This is a genomic window from Paenibacillus sp. NEAU-GSW1, assembly GCF_009737085.1.
Taxonomy (GTDB): Bacteria; Bacillota; Bacilli; order Paenibacillales; family Paenibacillaceae; genus Pristimantibacillus.
Genome location: NZ_WOVL01000016.1, coordinates 103358 through 120148, shown reverse-complemented (window position 1 = coordinate 120148; position 16791 = coordinate 103358). Strand labels below are relative to the sequence as shown.

General features: G+C 39.6%; 15 protein-coding genes and 1 pseudogene. 12 read left to right on the top strand and 4 right to left on the bottom strand.

Going from position 1 to position 16791, the window contains the following annotated elements; all coding sequences use genetic code 11:
* Window positions 1–475 precede the first annotated feature (475 nt).
* From GOM71_RS14345 to GOM71_RS14335, 3 genes are all read right to left on the bottom strand, one after another.
* The gene (locus tag GOM71_RS14345) at window positions 476–835 is read right to left on the bottom strand and encodes a DUF3888 domain-containing protein (protein ID WP_173275636.1); all 360 of its coding nucleotides are present in this window, start codon (window positions 833–835) and stop codon (window positions 476–478) included.
* A gap of 419 nt (window positions 836–1254) precedes the next feature.
* Complete coding sequence (locus GOM71_RS14340) at window positions 1255–2304, bottom strand: tyrosine-type recombinase/integrase (protein ID WP_156282224.1); 1050 nt, start codon at window positions 2302–2304, stop codon at window positions 1255–1257.
* A gap of 303 nt (window positions 2305–2607) precedes the next feature.
* A complete protein-coding gene (locus tag GOM71_RS14335; RefSeq protein WP_156282222.1) occupies window positions 2608–2949 on the bottom strand; it encodes a helix-turn-helix domain-containing protein in 342 nt (113 codons plus the stop codon).
* Window positions 2950–3083: 134 nt separating this feature from the next.
* Between GOM71_RS14335 and GOM71_RS14330 the strand changes: the two genes are divergently transcribed.
* Window positions 3084–3398, top strand: a complete 315-nt coding sequence (locus GOM71_RS14330) for a hypothetical protein (protein WP_156282220.1) — start codon at window positions 3084–3086, stop codon at window positions 3396–3398.
* Here GOM71_RS14330 and GOM71_RS24990 read toward each other — a convergent pair.
* A complete protein-coding gene (locus GOM71_RS24990) occupies window positions 3363–3608 on the bottom strand; it encodes a helix-turn-helix domain-containing protein (protein WP_156282218.1) in 246 nt (81 codons plus the stop codon). The two genes, GOM71_RS14330 and GOM71_RS24990, sit on opposite strands and share 36 nt — an antisense overlap.
* Window positions 3609–3773: 165 nt before the next feature.
* On the opposite strand from GOM71_RS24990, the gene GOM71_RS14320 reads away from it, so the two are divergent.
* The 11 genes and pseudogenes from GOM71_RS14320 (at window position 3774) to GOM71_RS14270 (ending at window position 16417) form a co-directional block, all read left to right on the top strand.
* Window positions 3774–4427: a TnsA endonuclease N-terminal domain-containing protein gene (locus tag GOM71_RS14320; RefSeq protein WP_156282216.1), complete on the top strand. Its 654-nt coding sequence runs from the start codon at window positions 3774–3776 to the stop codon at window positions 4425–4427.
* Window positions 4420–6390: a hypothetical protein gene (locus GOM71_RS14315; protein ID WP_156282214.1), complete on the top strand. Its 1971-nt coding sequence runs from the start codon at window positions 4420–4422 to the stop codon at window positions 6388–6390. The genes GOM71_RS14320 and GOM71_RS14315 overlap by 8 nt, the downstream gene beginning before the upstream one ends.
* The gene (locus GOM71_RS14310) at window positions 6299–7381 is read left to right on the top strand and encodes an ATP-binding protein (protein WP_156282212.1); all 1083 of its coding nucleotides are present in this window, start codon (window positions 6299–6301) and stop codon (window positions 7379–7381) included. The genes GOM71_RS14315 and GOM71_RS14310 overlap by 92 nt, the downstream gene beginning before the upstream one ends.
* 1 nt (window position 7382) lies before the next feature.
* Complete coding sequence (locus GOM71_RS24985; protein ID WP_156282210.1) at window positions 7383–8168, top strand: TniQ family protein; 786 nt, start codon at window positions 7383–7385, stop codon at window positions 8166–8168.
* A 334-nt stretch (window positions 8169–8502) separates the two neighbouring features.
* Window positions 8503–8604: pseudogene (locus tag GOM71_RS14300) on the top strand (DUF4256 domain-containing protein); the annotation flags it as partial.
* 259 nt (window positions 8605–8863) lie between these two features.
* Window positions 8864–10150 carry a hypothetical protein gene (locus tag GOM71_RS14295; RefSeq protein WP_156282208.1) on the top strand — a complete coding sequence of 429 codons (1287 nt, stop codon included), beginning with the start codon at window positions 8864–8866 and terminating at the stop codon, window positions 10148–10150.
* Window positions 10151–10216: 66 nt separating this feature from the next.
* Entirely contained in the window at window positions 10217–10651 is a 435-nt protein-coding gene (locus tag GOM71_RS14290) for a hypothetical protein (protein ID WP_156282206.1), read from the top strand.
* A 417-nt stretch (window positions 10652–11068) separates the two neighbouring features.
* The gene (locus tag GOM71_RS14285) at window positions 11069–12424 is read left to right on the top strand and encodes a tyrosine-type recombinase/integrase (protein ID WP_156282204.1); all 1356 of its coding nucleotides are present in this window, start codon (window positions 11069–11071) and stop codon (window positions 12422–12424) included.
* A complete protein-coding gene (locus GOM71_RS14280; RefSeq protein WP_156282202.1) occupies window positions 12424–14511 on the top strand; it encodes a site-specific integrase in 2088 nt (695 codons plus the stop codon). The genes GOM71_RS14285 and GOM71_RS14280 overlap by 1 nt, the downstream gene beginning before the upstream one ends.
* Before the next feature lie 4 nt (window positions 14512–14515).
* Window positions 14516–14977, top strand: a complete 462-nt coding sequence (locus tag GOM71_RS14275) for a hypothetical protein (protein WP_156282200.1) — start codon at window positions 14516–14518, stop codon at window positions 14975–14977.
* Between the two features lie 324 nt (window positions 14978–15301).
* A complete protein-coding gene (locus tag GOM71_RS14270; protein ID WP_156282198.1) occupies window positions 15302–16417 on the top strand; it encodes a hypothetical protein in 1116 nt (371 codons plus the stop codon).
* The last annotated feature ends 374 nt before the right edge of the window (window positions 16418–16791 follow it).

Sequence of the window (16791 nt, the reverse complement as noted above, 5' to 3'; positions counted from 1 at the left end):
AAAGATACCTATCAACAGCAGCTTAGAAAACGGGAATGAATTAAAATTCCGACTCATCCGCTCCACATCGGAATCGGAATTTTAGTATATGGGTGTTTTCAAACTGCACTTTTTTTGACAACTCCACAGCGTATTTGAAAACGCTGGGTTTATCTTTGCTTTGTCGAACATGGTCCCTAAATCAGTCCACCAATTGGGAGAGCGGTTCAACCGTGTGGCACCGATTCGGACCACGTTCCTGGTAACAAAATGCTTACTCGCCACATCGAATGCTTTAATTGAATGCGAGCGATTTATATGGAGAGGCGGGCAGGATAAGCTGATTAGTATGGCAAGTACTTATGTTTCGCGGCTTTCGCGAGTAATCATGCCCGCAGAGGCTCCATGTCAAATCGCTCTATCAGCCTGTCAAATGTGCCCTTGACCACGCAGTAGTAATCGAGTTCACGTAAATAGTTATGAAAGAAGCTACTCATTAATTAATAATCTTGTGAGTATAATTTAGCAACTTTGCACCGGAAGCAGTTATATCGTATGTAAGTATTTCAATTCCATAAGGTGGATTATGCGGACCGGTATAAGAATTATACCTTATAGTTGTAATAAATCGAAAGCCACCTACTTCTGGCCTTTCTATATCTAAAATCTTAGCATCCGAAAGTGAGTAACTCATTCCTTGGCCACCTATACGTTCTAAAATAATTTCCACAGATAATGGATTTAATAACGTAATAAACATTGCTTCAAGTGTGTCGCAATTTACTTGATTATCATTTGTTGGTTTTGCATTTACATCTGTAAAGCAGGAAAAAAAAGTACCAAAAATCACTAACATTATTAGAGTTTTTTTCACATTATCACTCTTTCCATAATTGATTGTTTGTAAATTTAATTCATATTATGTCACATTAACTCGAAATTATTACATGCTTAAGATGTTTTCGGCAAAGATTCCACCGGCACACATTGGGCAATAGAGACAGACGCCGATATGAACGACGAAAATAAAATCAATATTTTGGATATTGCGTATATTGCACTTAAGATACTCGAATAAAAATAAACAAAAAAAATAAAATAAACTAAACTGCCGTTTTACGGAAGTTTAGTTTATTTTATTTTTTATAGGAAAAAGACCAGGTCAAGAAGGGAATGACTGATCTTAGTCAGTTAATTTAAAAAATTGTTGGATGACAAAATCATAGTTCATGAGCAGAGAAAGTTAGCCGTACTTAATGCAGAACGGCCTCATTTTCATTCCAACAATTCAGATAAAATTTGATATTTTTCTGTAGCTTCAATATTTCTTAACGCGAGCTGTTGTTTGGTTTGAACATAATTACTTTGTTTCTGATATTCTAATCCAAAAGAATATCTTAATTGCCTGGTGGTTAATTCAGGCTTGCCATATTTATCAGCATATTTTAGCACCATCGCTTGAACAGCTCTTTTTGTTATTCTATTACCGATTTTTTGACCATTTTTAACTGCTAAGAAAAGTGCTGATTCATCATCCGTCGGCTGATAAATCATTCTTCTTAGATCTATATATTTCTTTAAGAAATTATTTGCACTATTACTAATCAAAACGTAATGGCTGCTTCTTTGTGCAGACCATTGTCGGGTAATATTCACTTGATTATCGTTTAAAGAAATATCTTCGATGTCTAGATTTACAATATCACTAACAAGTAACCCTGATCCTAATATCAAGTTAATAATACAGACATCACGTTCTTTGTTACGATCATAGTTCCATATTGCCTGAGGATTTTTTTTATTTTCATTTCTATACCGATTTTGAATGTAGTCAATAAAATCATTTGATTCATCAGCAGTCAGAAGATCCTTTTCATGTATTGTTCGAGCAACCGTTAATGTTCCTGGCGCTCTTTTCAAAATAAACTTACGGAAAACATTTGATTTAATTAAAGGGTTACCTTTTTCATTTTCAGCTATATCGTGAAGATAATTGAACAGTGAACGTATTGAGTGTAACTTCCGCGATACAGATCGCTCCGACATTTTTTCAGTTATTCGGAGGCATCTTTCGTAATTCCGAATATGTTGGACCGTTAGTTCGTCAATCTGACATATGCTAATTTCTTTAATCTCTTTTAACTCAACAAATACTTCCCAAACCATCCACCAGAAAAAATGATCATAATCCCTAAGATATTCCAGCATGGACGAAGGTGAACGATCATCGTTCAATTTATAATGTATAAACTCCATAACAAATGAAGGGAAAGAATTAATTCTCATTTGCAATGTTTCGTAATCTTTTTTCTCCTGCACCTTCATAGAGCTCACCTCTTAGTTTTTTTAAAGCTATTTCCCAAGAGACAAGAGAATATAACTGGTCATTTCATAATGTGGAAGAAGTGTCTTGATAAAATAAAGTTGTAGACTGGCGGCGGGAGTTAAAATAATGGGTACGGGCATGTTTGTTTGAATAGCAGTTGGCAAAGTGGAATCGTAGGTATATCTTGCACTGAAAGAACTCAGGAAACGATTCGAAATGACGGGGGAAGAGTAAAAAGAAAGGAGCCTTCAACCCACTGCTAATAAAAGGGTAGAAGGCTCCTTCTTAATTATTATATAGAGCTAGGTGAAAATTTCATCAATTAATCGATTTATTTTCCGTAAATCAGCAGCAGACATTACAACAATCTTGTTGTGGACCTCATTAAGTATGACATCTTTGGCGTTACTTTTTAAACGATTAGTTTGTCGGTTATATAAAAAAATTTCATGAAGTGGAACATTGAGGGCCTCAGCAATTTTCTCCAGATTAAGAAGGGTAATGTTCTTTTGTCCACGTTCCAACCCTCCAATATATGAGAAGTGAAAGCCTGCAAGTTCACCAAGTTGTTCCTGGGAAAGATTATTCTGTTTTCGGAGATCTCTAATACGTTGACCGACTAAGTTAAGAACTGAATTATCCATGGATACACCTCAATTTAAGTGTAATCAATGGTTCAATTCAGATACATAGATGCATATGTATCATAATTTTAAATTGATACTTATATGTATCGCGAAGTCATTTAATGGTCAGAATACTACTGAGGTGAAGTAAAGTGGATGGATTGGATATAAAATGTGGAATGGCTACTGTCACAGGAAAAGGAATACTATTCAATGGGAGCTACTACTCAAATGCAACATTATTTAGATCACAATTATTCGCATGTGCAGAATCCTATGGTTTTTGGCAAATTCCGGTGCTTTTCGATGTTAATGATTACCGGCATATCATTTTATGGGGGAGCAATCATATGGAACTTGCTTCAACGGTTGAACATGGAATTGAAATTGATCCTAATGTCTTAAAAAAATATCAGGAGGAGATCCGGAGATTAAAACTTATGCTTTCGATGCAACGCAAGCATTGACTCTAATATGTTTTCAAATGAGTCATCCAAAACGATTAATAATTCATAAAGTGCATAAATACTTAAATGGTGTCTACCAGTCTCAATATTAGAAAGGGAGGATCTCGATAAGTGATATTTTTGACATATATCTGATTGTGTTAATCGGCAGCTTCTTCGAATATTTTTCAGATAAAGTCCCAGCCAACGATAAAATTCTTCTTCGCTCATTAATAACACTCCATTCTATAAACCTATGAATCTATTATGTACAAATAGCTTCACTGATATACAAGGGAAGCTTGTATAAAATAAGAAATTATTGTTTATGCTGATAAGCAAAAATGTTTGTAATAGGCATTTGATGTTTGATCTTTGTGACATTGAGGTGAATCCATGTATCAGCCAAAAGTAATGCCTAGGAATGCTAAGTATGGTAGTAATTACTGGAGCACTGAAGGACCAAAAGTAAATATGAGGGAAGTCATATTATATAGTGACCTCGAATTCGATAACTGGGTTCATATTGAATCAGATCCTAATATCGAAACATATTGTGAACAATATCCCGAAATTTCCTATGTATACGACGGTGTTCTTCATACGAGTGTATTTGATATGTGGATTAGACATCATGATGGGACACAAATATACCGTGAGATCAAGTATGAGGCAGAATTAAACGAGAATGATCCTCGGAATGAGAGAACCCTTCGCCAGATTGATGCTCAAAGAGCTTATTGTATTGCAAATAACTTTACTTATGAAGTTGTAACAGAAAAATCACTAAGAAGGAACCATCAAGAGTTAGAAAACCGGTTAAAGATTATCTCAATCATTAAGAATAGTTTGAAACCAGGCGTAGCTGATGACGTGATAAAACATATTAATGATAAACGCCGCAGCTTGCAGTCTCTATATGAAATAACTACATTGCCATATTCGTTGATACATGATTCTTGCCTTTGGCTTTATTATCATGGAAAAATCCACATTAATATAGATAAAGCGATTATTTGTAGGCAGTCGGAGGTTTGGCTACGTGAGTAGATTGAGAGTCATACATAGCGGGGAATTAGCCACCGCACAAATTGATCAGGAGTTATGGATGAAAGTAGATGAATCCAAAATGGAGGAGGAAGATCGAGCAATATTTTTTAAACGTAAAGAAGCTGTAGATCTTTATGTAGCAAATCAAAAAAGCTTAAACGAAATTTACGAGATGACCGGTTTAAACCGGATTAATTTATTTCGCTTGTACAATAGGTGCATTGCTTATGATCCACATGGTGTACCTTGGGGGTATCGTGGGCTCATTCCAAATAAAAAACTAAAAAAATACGAATTAAATCCTCTCAGCAACAAATTTAACGAATCTAGAAAGACTGGTGAATTTGAATTACTTCTAGATAAATACCCAGCCATTCGAGATGAAATAGTCAATTTGTTTTTTGGAAGAAAGATGCTTGCCGAACCTGTTATGCGGCCCAAGTATATTCATAAAAAGTTCGTAGATAAATGCCGGGAAGTAGGAATATCCAGAAGTGATTATCCTTTTAACACGTCACATTTAGGCTATAGGGCATTATGCCGGTATTTAGAACGCCTTAGAGATACTCACTTTGGTAAAGCGTCGTCTCGCTATGGAAAAGAAGCTGAACAAAAAGCAAAAAATTCAGGCATTGGCCAGTTAAATTACCCGCAAACCATAACTCCATATCAGCATGTTGAATTCGATGGGCATCGTTTAGATGGCATCTTTGTAATAAAAGTAACAACCAATCAAGGTGATGAAGCAATTCTTACTTTGGATCGACTTTGGTTTCTGAGTTTTATTGATCGTGCTACCGATACCGTGATAGGCCGGCCACATATATGTATCAATAAGGAATATAACGCAAGTGATGTAATGATTGCAGCCAAAAAAGCTATAATGCCAGTTACAAAATTGAAACTAACTATACCTGGTATGAGCTATCAACCAACGGGGGGATACCCTTCAGAACGGTTTCCTGAATTTGAATGGGCAGTATGGGACGTTGTTCATTTTGATAATGCTAAAGCGCACTTAGCAACAATGGTACGTGAACGTTTTCGTAACTTGATAGGGTGTACTACGTGCTTAGGGGCTGTAGATAGACCTATGAGACGTCCACATATTGAACGATTTCACCAAACCTTAACAACTAGCAGCATTCAACGTTTGGTGAATACAACAGGAAGTCATCCAAATGACCCTCGACGACTAGATCCAGAAGGAATGGCTATACGCTATGAAATGACACATGAGCATTTAGAGGAGATTCTTGATGTTGTCGTTGCAAATTATAATGGTTCTCCTCATGGCTCCTATTTCTATAATTCACCGCTCGAAGTGCTAGAACAACGAGTTAGTAAGGGGATGATACCTAGGGTGCTTCAAGAAAATAAACGATCAGAGTTTACGTTTACACAAGTAGAACAACCAAGAACTATTCGCGGCAACATTCGTACGGGGAAACGCCCTTACATTGAATACATGGGGGTTGAATACAGAAATGATTTGTTAGCTCAGTCCACACATTTAATCAATACGAAGGTAACAGTACATGTGAATGTCGATGATCTACGCACAATTCGAATCTACCTACCGGATGGGAGTGAATTCGGTGAGCTAGTGGCTGCCGGAAAATGGTCATTAACTTCTCATTCCTTACAAATGAGAAAAGCGATAAATATGCTAAAAGCGAAGAGGTTGATCCATTTCACTCAATGGGATGATCCGATCTTTGTATATCATGAGTATCTCTTGTCACAAACCAAACACAAGAAGAAAGTTACTGCTAATAAAATCGCTAAGGTACAGCAAGTTATACGGAAAAGTAACGAGGAAGAAGGCAAACCACGAAGTGAGGAATTAGTAAAGCAACACGAGGAGATTAATGGATTGGATAAGGCCAGAGAGCAACAAGAAAAACTCAAAAAAGTACAGTCTACTACATCTGCCCGAAAGTTTAAAACGATTATTCTTTAGAAAGGTGGCCATTTCATTGATTAGGCCGATGATTCCATCAGGCACACATCCAATAGAACAAGGAATTTATGTTCTACCCACTTTAGAAATCCATAGATTAATGGACAAGATTGTCCAAATTATAACTGATGGAGCGCCAGGCATGATTGTGTATGGGAGACCAAGGCTGGGTAAAACCAAGGCAACTACATTTGCTGTTAATTATTTGCCAGAAGTATTGGAATACCAACTTCCCGTTTTTGTAGCTGATAGCAAAAGCTATAAGGTCCCATCAGCTGAGAAGTTTTTCAGAGATATGCTGACGGACTTCAACTTCGGGTTCCCAACAAAGAAAGATGAAATTGTGCTCAGAAATCAAATTGTAAGTATAATGCATCAGAAAGCTGAACAGTGCGCACATCGAAGAGTAGCATTGATAATGGATGAAGCTCATAAGTTGACGGAGTGGCAATACGATTGCTTAATCGATATATATAATCAACTACATCGGAGAAACGTTAGAATGACCACGATTTCAATTGGACAAGAACAGCTCGTGGACCGTCGTACTTTCTTCTTAGCCAATTCGAAGACTCACATAATCGGTCGGTTTATGCCTTCTGAATATCGTTTTAAAGGGATTACCGATGAGGAGGAAATGGCATTTGTACTACAAAGTTATGATGAGTCCGAGTTTCCTGTTAACAGCGGATGGTACTACACCAGGTATTACTTTCCCGATGCATTTGACTCGGGAAAGAGGATTGCGGACTTCTCAAAAAGCTTATTCAACCTCTTTCTAGAGATCAGACACGAATATGGTCTTTCTGGCAGAATGGTTGAATTACCAATGGAGTATTTAGCTTTCACAGTAGAGAATGCCTTCAAGATTAATGGTTCAAATGGCATGTCTACGGAGTGGCTTTCCTCAGACCAATGGAGAGAAGCTATCCAAAGGTCAGGTTATATAGAATCAGAAATCTACATGGCCATAGCAAAGAAGGCGACTTGAAATGATTGTGTGGAATTCTGAATGGATTAATGCTTTTGAGTCGCCATGGTCGATGTTTGAGAAATTATGCTATGCGAACCATATAACGCGAACAGACTTAATAAGAACACTCGGCAGCAATGAGATACAACAATTTAAGAACACATTAATAGGAGACAAAAGGAGGGATTTAATTAGATTAAGTGGATTTGATCATCAAAAGCTACATAAATACATGGGCTATGATGTAGTAGGTCAAAACAATACAGACATGAACCTGATTTTAAAACCAGTAGAGTACATATACGAGAGCATTCACACTTGGTTTCCTAACTCAATCCGATGGTGTCCGGATTGTATGAAATACGGTTACCATAGTTGGGTACACCAGTTTATTCTAACTGAAAGATGCCCAGTTCATAATACTAAAATCTTGTCTTCTTGTCCCGGCTGCTCTTATGAAATTCCATTTCTGTTAAGTGATCGGAGAATGGATGAACCATTCACTTGCAGTTGTGGCTATAAGATGGCAAATTATTCACATTGGACCGAGTGGAAGCAATCCTTCGAAATGAAGGATTCTTCAATGGAGCACTGGCTAAAGGGAGCTGGCAGGAGAAGCAGTGAGCGGTTTGTTTTTGATCCATTTACAGTAGGCATAGACTTGTTCACTACTAAACCAACTATCACTTATAATAAAATTAATAGAAAAACTAACACGTGTCGGACGACAACAACATATATACTTACAGAACCGCGTAGAACGTGGCTTTTTTATTTTAAGGATATAAGTTCTTGTCGTAAGTGAACGACAAGAACTTATATCCTTAACCGTAAACGACAAAAACATGTATCCTTAACCGTAAGGATTGGAATTGGGCATGACTTGCAAATGCCAAGTTACCAAAAGTAAACGCCGGAAAGCCCGATATATCCAAGACAGTTCCTCCCAGTAATTCGGATTGTTCTTAAGTCGAGAATCGATTCCGGATGACGTGGAGATCGGTTTAGAAATCCAAAATGTCTGGAGACGAATATATTCAGAATGGTTCCCATCTTCAAATTTGAACAGGTGGAGGAATTGTGTATGGAGAAGTACTATTGGGCAATTGACAGTCACACCTCGAGGCTAATACCGATAATTGTGGACGCTCCATGAAATGGAGAGAACCGGCGGTGAACCGGATGTGATTGGCCGTGACGAGAAAACGGGCAAGTACATTTTCTGTGATTGTTCGACGAAGCAGTGCCCGAGGGAGATTCCCAAGTAAAACTTACCAATCTACGGAGGCCATATTCACAGAAATCCGCTCCTAACCTGCATACCAACACCACAGATCTTTTCAATACTCTCCATGATCGGGCATTGCCCGATACCTTCGACAAATTGCATCAAATCCTTAAAGTTAAATTTAGGAATATCGTCCCGTTTATTACAGTTTTCCCTCTGTTATAATCATAGGGAATACGTTTTCAAATTTTGCTGGGAGTGTGATCATTCTAGTGACTAAAAACGCAAGGTTTCGTTTCACGACTTTATTTCTGCTGGCTATTCTCCTGATGTCGTCAACCGCTCTATCCGCTTTCGCCGAACCGGAAGAATCGTTCACTTTGGTAGAATCACCTGAAAGCGCCGACAGTGATCTCAGTAATGTTCCTGATTTGTCCGACGAGCCTGAAGTCGTCGTAGAGTCTCTGGACAAGAATGGAAAGCCTGTCGAAAATACAGACGTTGTCGTGAAATCCCTATCCGATGATTCCGGAATCGTTTTTACGGGCAAAACGGATAAAAAGGGGCAAATCCGGTTCAAATCAAAGGTATCTGCCGAACAAATCGCGTCCGCACCAGGTAATGCGGCCGATGCGGTATATGAAATATGGTTTTCTTCTCCCGATAATGAATTATCCCGGGAAGTCGTCGCCGTTCCTCACATAAAGGATAGGGGAAAAGCCGAGCCCAACACGCTGAAGGAGCTTGAAAAAAGCCGCAAAAAACTGGTGAAGACGATCTTTAAAGGTGAGAAAAAGGCGCCGCCGAAAAAAGAAAAGCAGACGGCGGGTCAAGTTCAAACGCTCGCTCTCGTGTGCGAGCCGCTCGTAGGGATGTACAAAGCCTGCAACAAAACGGATACGACGACTTCCCATGAAACGAAGATCGGTTCATTCAACGTATCCAGCAATGAAACGGTTGCATTCTCTATGACTTCTTCCGCCAAGGTAACCATTAATATCGGGTACAAGAAAAACAGTGATCCGTGGACCTACAACGGCGCAGTTTCTTTATCGTCCGACACTTCGACTACAGTGGATTACAGCGTCCCGGGCACCTGTATGTATATTGGATCAAGCATGCAGTGCAATCTCACCAGAGACGTTTACGCATGGTACAAATATCGCTACCAAAAATATGACGTCTACTACGGCAACACCTATGAATGGACGGAAAATTCCGTTACACCGATAGAGCTTAATGGTTCCAGCGTTAAGGAAAACTGGTACAGCAACGGCAATAACGGCAAACCATATGCCGACGTAACGGCCAGTAAATACGGCGCACCGTTTGTCATTGGGAATAAGGGGACCAGCGCCTCGACCCAAAAATCCTACACCTCGGAAAGGTCGTTTACGGCAGGTGTTTCGGTATCCACACCGATCGGAACCTTCAACAGTGACGTCGTAACGGCCTACAAGAGCGCTCACTCTATCAAGTGGACCGCAGGGGCCGGCTATACATTTGCCCATTACGATATGGATAATACCGGACGAAACTGGTATGTTACAAAAGGATAAAAAAATCGATTCGGACAGAACGGCGGACTTGTGGCCGTTCTGTTCCGCTTCCCAAGGAGGCCACACGTGAAGCGGTTCCTTTTCATGCTCTTTTGTCTGGTGATTTTAACTTCCTGCAGCAAAGATGATCGATCAGAAGTTGAAGATGTTTTTTATCAATATCCCGGTACGGTCGCCACCCTAGTAGATCAACACAACAAGGAAATTATTGACGGGTTGAAGCTGAAGGTGACCTACACGCTTGGTTTAGAGAATTTTATGCCGACGGCGGCGGCATTCGAGAATTACCTTTCGAGTTATCCGAAGCAGGATGATGAAAAGCGGCGGCTTCATATCGAACTCACCGAAAAAACGCAAATTTACGAAAAGAGAGGGGATCGGATCACAAAGGTGTCGCCGGCCGTCCTTGAGGCGGGAACTGACGTACAGCTGTGGCTTCGGGTATATCCCGAATACACAACTTTCATTGAGGCGGTCCAAATCGTAGTTAACCGTGATTGATTTTGGGAGAAGTTGAACCACTGTCCCGCTATTCGGGATGGTGGTTTTTTGGCGTTCTGCGCCATACGCATGGAACATAGCTGTCATCTTAAGTGTTGTTTATAACGAGGAGGAGCCCTATGAAAATACTGCGGGTATTCATCGCTGCGTCTAAGTTGCAAGCTGCAATCATCATTAAGGTTCGCAATCGATTTTGGTTTTTTGTTTTGTATTTGATTTATTTAGGCGAGGCTGATCAATTAAAATCTAGTGACATTTGTATAAAATACTATATATTCTTTAGTTATAAGTTTGATTGACGATGCTATGTTAGACCTGTATTCTCATATAATGTGTCACATGATATTGGCGCGTCCCGTTTTTGTTATCGGGAGTGGCCTTTTTTTATTGCCTTTGAACGGTTGTTAAGGGGGAAATATGGGGAGCTATTTTCATCAATACTGTCCAAAGGGGACAGTTAGTAAGTACAGACTCATCGTATTTGATGATGAGAAGAAACCATTTATACCTCTCACCGAATATTATCATCATCAAATTACTAGGATTGGTGAGAGTTCTGTTATTGCGTATTTAAATGCTTTGGAGCCTTTTTTCTACTGGCTAAAGCATAAGAGTCAATATCAGGGAAGATTAGTTCAATGGAATGATGAAGCAGCTGCAGTCCAAGTAGCCGTTAGAGATTACTTAATTTCGAAGATGGAATGTAAAGTTCGAGGGCGAGACGGTTATGAAGGAATCTACCTGACAAGCAAAAGCTCTAAGACGGTAAACCTGTTCTTAGCTGCGGCTAAAGGGTTTTACAAGTCGATGATATATCTTAAGCTATATGCCCATAATAATCCACTAGTCGACATTCACTTCGAAGATAGATTTGGTGGACAACCTGGTGTACGAGTCGATCGACCTAAAATGCCTCAGGCGGCAGGAACTGAAGATCCTATATCGCATCGTAAACAAACAGATTCATATTTCAAGGTCATTAATGATGAATGGGTCCCAGAAATAATCGGAGATTGGGATCTTCCATATCGAATTTATAATGCTGGAGAGGCTAGTAATTGGAGCCTGCGAGATGAAGTCATCTCCCGATTTTTATTTGAGACAGGAGCTAGGATATCAGAAATTCTGGACTTAACTGTAGGCGATTATAGGAAGAGAAGCGATATCCATGAATTAGCTGCGATGAACAAAGGTAGTTTTAAAAGAAGAATCAAATTTGTTCGCATCTCACCTGAGACACTCAAGTTATTAATAAAATATGTGAATACTGAAAGACGGCTTTCCTCAAGTTCTCAAATGAAATTCCAAGATCTCCCGGATGATGAGTCATTATTCTTATCCTCTCGGGGCACCGATTATACGTATACTGCATTTTATTGGAATTGGAGTAAGTTCACGAAACAAGTAGGGATAAAACTGAATCCGCATAAGGCTCGGCATTGGTTTGTCACGTCGATGCTAAGGGGAATCTATGAAACGTCCGAAACAGCCGGTCAAATTGAAGATAAGAAGAAGCAGCTGATTGAGTACATGAAGTGGAGAGATCCAGAAACATTATCGATTTACGAGCATTATTACGATGAACAAAAATTCAGAGATCTCCATGAAAGATTGCAAGAAAATTACTTAAAGCGTGAGAAAGAGTTTAAAAACAAGGCAAAGAAAAAACAAGTTATTAACCAAGAACCAAGTGTAATTTCTGATCTAAAGCTTCTAAACGAGGGCCGCGCAGAAGACTGGTTAAGCGAGTTTTATGAAGGGATGGATTCATAATGAGTGTACACAACAAAGTACCAACCGAGAATAAAACGTGGCAGATCCAGTTAGAAAACAAAATTACCGATGTTATTTTATGCTTGTGCGATTTGGACGGAGAATCATTTTGGAATAAGGTCGAAGAAAAGAATCTATCTTATTTTATTCGAAAATCCGCAGGTACCCCCTGGGGCAACCATTTCGCACTAGCTCTTCTTAGTCTGTCGAATCGTAATTTGTCCCCGGCATCAATCTCAAGTATGACGACTGTCTTAAATGCTCGATTTCGTGAGCTATTCCATCATTTTCAACTTTCATCAATGGCCGAGTTTTCTCCTACTCACGTTGAACAGTATCTATCAGGCCAGATTCTTAAAGAACATTCAGATCGGCAGAGACAATCATTTTTAACGTTTTATGGGTCAATTACTTTTAACCTTAATAAATGGGTCGGATCTAAATTTACAACTGAAAAACAAGAAGAGTTGGCACCATATGTTTTACCATTGTTGCCTTTTGATAATCGAGATTTTTCTGTGCGCGAGAAGGCAATAACAACAGCAAAAAACAAACGGAAAGAAGACACTTCTGCTGTAACGCCGCTATTGCCCGAAATAAGGGCGGAAGGTCATCTTCGATGGAATCAGGTTCGTCGACTGCGCGAAGCATTCAGAAGTGCCGTAGCAAAGGCTAGAGCAGAACGTATTGCCTTGCCTATTGAATTCAATTACGACGAAACTGAATACGCTGGTGAGCGATGGTACTTCCAACTTGTTGATTTGAAAGGGCTTGGCAGTTACCAGGGGAGAAAGAAAACTTATCGAGAGTTTAATGATGAGGATATCGTTCTTGAATTCATTAAAGCCGAAAAGCTCGATGACGGTTCTGTCGGAGATGGTCCTTGGTTTTTGGATTTACTGCGCATGAGATTGTTGGGCAACTGGGCAACTGATTACATTTCAGAGGAACATAAGAAAAACTGCATCGATTATTTGAATCAATGGGGATATGACATAAAAGAGGGCGGAGAAATCCCTTCACCTTTCTTACCTCGGAATAAAGGGCTCTTGATTCAGGGTTTTGAGACAACACGTACTGCTAGGCTGACAAACAGACTCTTAATCAATATAGAGCCTATTTTTGTTGCATGTATGTTTGCAAAATTCGCCCTAGATATCATTACTTCATCCGGAGCGAGAATGAACGAACTCCTTCAGATCAGTTACGATAAGGATTGCTGCGTGGTTACAATTGATAAAAGCATGGATCCACCAAGGAAGAATTATATTTTTCGACTAATCCCAAAGGGAAGAGAAGAGGCAGAAAATTATTACATGCCTGAGGATGTCTTTAAGTTTATGAGTGAAATATTGAAGACGTTAAAGGATTCCTACAAGTCTGAAATGCTGCCTGATGTTGAATTTAGAGTGAATAATCGAAAGCACCTGATGTCCCAGAATAAGAAGTACATCTTTCAGTATCAGAATCAGCACATAAACGAGTTCTCAGTAAATGCGATTTTGCGGTTCTTATTACACGGCATTGTGGTCCAAACGGCTGAGGGAAGCCAAGTTGTCTTCAAGGCACACTTACTCCGTCATGCTTTTGCGACTCATGCAGCTCAAACGGAAAAGATACCGGTGGATATTGTGAAAACCCTGCTCCACCAAAGAGACATTGAGGTTACAACTTATTATTCTGCACCGACAAAACAACAGATTTCATCGTCCATCCAAACGCTTCATGAAAACTGGGTATCGTATATTGATATTCAAAAAGGAATTCTAAGGGCTCCTGATGAACTCAAGGATATGTTCGAAGAGTACCGCGAGAGAGTTGGAACATTGTCAAAGGTGGTCGGTGGGATATGTACGATCGATTCAGTATGTCCGACAAAGATGGCCTGTGTTGGTTGCGGTGCAAAGGTTCCAAGACCGGAATTCAAAGAGGAGATCCTTGCTTATTATAACTGGGCAGACGAGAGTGAAAAGAGGTTTGAAAAACAAGGCTTACCTCTTGAAGCGAAGAAAATGAAAATAGCTAAAAACCGTGCCAAACATGAGCTAGATGAAATTCGACTTATCGAAAAATATCAAGGGGACTAAATGTATGAACCGGGAATCCGATTCTCCAACAATTGATTGGTTACATGATGTTTATGAAAAAAAGAAGAGGCGTGCATTTGAGTTGGGGAAACAAGCTACTGATCTCTTAGCTAGTGAATCCAAAAGAGTTTCTCATCGAGCAGTTGCACAAAAATCGAAAGAAATAGACCCTGATGGAATAGGAATACACGCCAATACTATTCTTTCAAACAAAGAGTTGCATGAATACATCTCCCAGCACTCGACATCAAAGAGTTCCAAAGCTCGGAAAGCGCCTAGAATGCCACAGGAGGAGCTCTCAAATATCTTTAAACAGGTTAAGGAAGATCGGGATATAGAACGAGTTAGAAGGCGGTATATGAAGCTTTCAAAGTCAGAGCTTGTGGAGTTGTTAATCCAATCAGAGCAATACATCGCGCAGAATAATAAGCTTTGGTTGAAAGAGGAATTTGAAAAGCACCAGTAAAACATGAGTACACCATATGTGTTGATGAAACAAAGTTATATAGAGTGAAAATATAAGTTCTAGACTGGCACGACGGCTTATGCTAACGGGAATTTAGTTCCAATATGTGGTATTATTAAAAATGAACATCGAGCAGATCTTAACTTGATATTTGATTTGGAAAAGAGGGATGCAAAATGTATTTGTTATGTTCATTAACGGGAGACTGCCGGCGAACGATTGGCAGTTTTTTGTGTTAATGATCAGAATAGTTATAATTAATTTTTTCCCAAAATTAGGGACTGTATTTGATATAATCATATAGAACAACAAGGAGGTTATCTGATGGTTGATGTTTTTGCTGTAGCTGACATTATTGTAAAACATATTAAGACCCATTTCCCTCAAGATGTTGCTATTGTCGGATACTACGGATCATATTTACAGGGTCGAGCGACTGAACGATCGGATTTGGATTTCTTTTTCATTCCGGCCACGGCCAAAGGAAGAGAAGTGGAGTGCCAGTTTATTATCGACGGTATAAGTTTTGATTTCTGGCCAATCGCATGGGATCGTGCTGAAAGAATGGCAAAATCTGAGGAGTGGAGCACGACGATTATTGCAGACTGTGAGCTGTTATATGTTCGATCAGAAGATGATCTTGCGAGGTTCATGGGGCTCCGTGAGATAATATCCAACATGGGCAGTGAGTCCAAAGCAGCTGACTTGATCAGCAAAGCCGAATCCGTATTAAAGGATTGCCTGATCAACTTGGCTAAAATGCGGCTTACCGAAGCCTCCAAGGAGTTGGTCTATTGTCGAACCCAGGCTCAAGAGATCGCGGCAAACATTTTTAAGTCGCTTGGCTTCTTGAACCAAATTTACTATAAGCGCAGTTGGGGCCATTATCGCGAGCAAGTCAGAAATCTCCCCATAAAGCCGGATCAACTGGATCAATACCTTGATACCATTATGTTCAGCCGTACGCCAAATGAAATAATGTCAGCGTGTGAGAAACTAACTGGAGATACGCTTCACCTTATATCGGAGCGACAAAACAGACGAGAAGAAATTCGCTCTTTCAGCGGACGAATGAAGGGGTATTACGAAGAGGAAAGGGGAATGATGAACAAACTGCTAACCGCATGCGACAAAGAACATTACGAAACAGCTTTCTTCGTAGCAATTGGCGTACAAGATGGGCTAGCCCGAATTTTGTACGCTGCGGAAAAGGGACGTTGGCCTAGTCATGTTGACTTGGGTGAGCATCGCGAGTTATACGCTCGTTATGGGTATCCAGATCTTGTTTCGCTCTTGGATCCAACCGACTTTGAACCGTTGCGAGTAGCCGTTCTGCAGCTTATTGAAAAGTTAGAGAATCACCTCAAAGCAGAAGGTGTATCATTAAACCAGTTTGACTCTGTTGCTGAATTCGAGACTTATTACGAAAGTAAAGTCTAGATGTCATAGCGCGTTGATTTGAGAGCCGGGTTATTACGCTCTAAGGCGGCACGAACATTTTGAATGTACACCGCGGCAGCCGGTTATGTGATCATCTAGGATGAAGTTGAATGGCACCAATCCCGAGACACATTTCACAAACAAAGAGCAAGATCCACGGGATCTTGCTCTTTGTTTTACATAAGGGAAAGAATAAGAATCCATGAAGAGACACACAGGGGTAAACTATAAGAAAAATAACTTAGTATTTCAAACGAGGAAAAACATCTCATAAACAACCTATATAATGTGGCACACGAGCTTTACGAGTTATAAGAAATGCAACAACAATATTGACATATGTATAAAATACGAGTTTTGTGAAAAAGTAATTC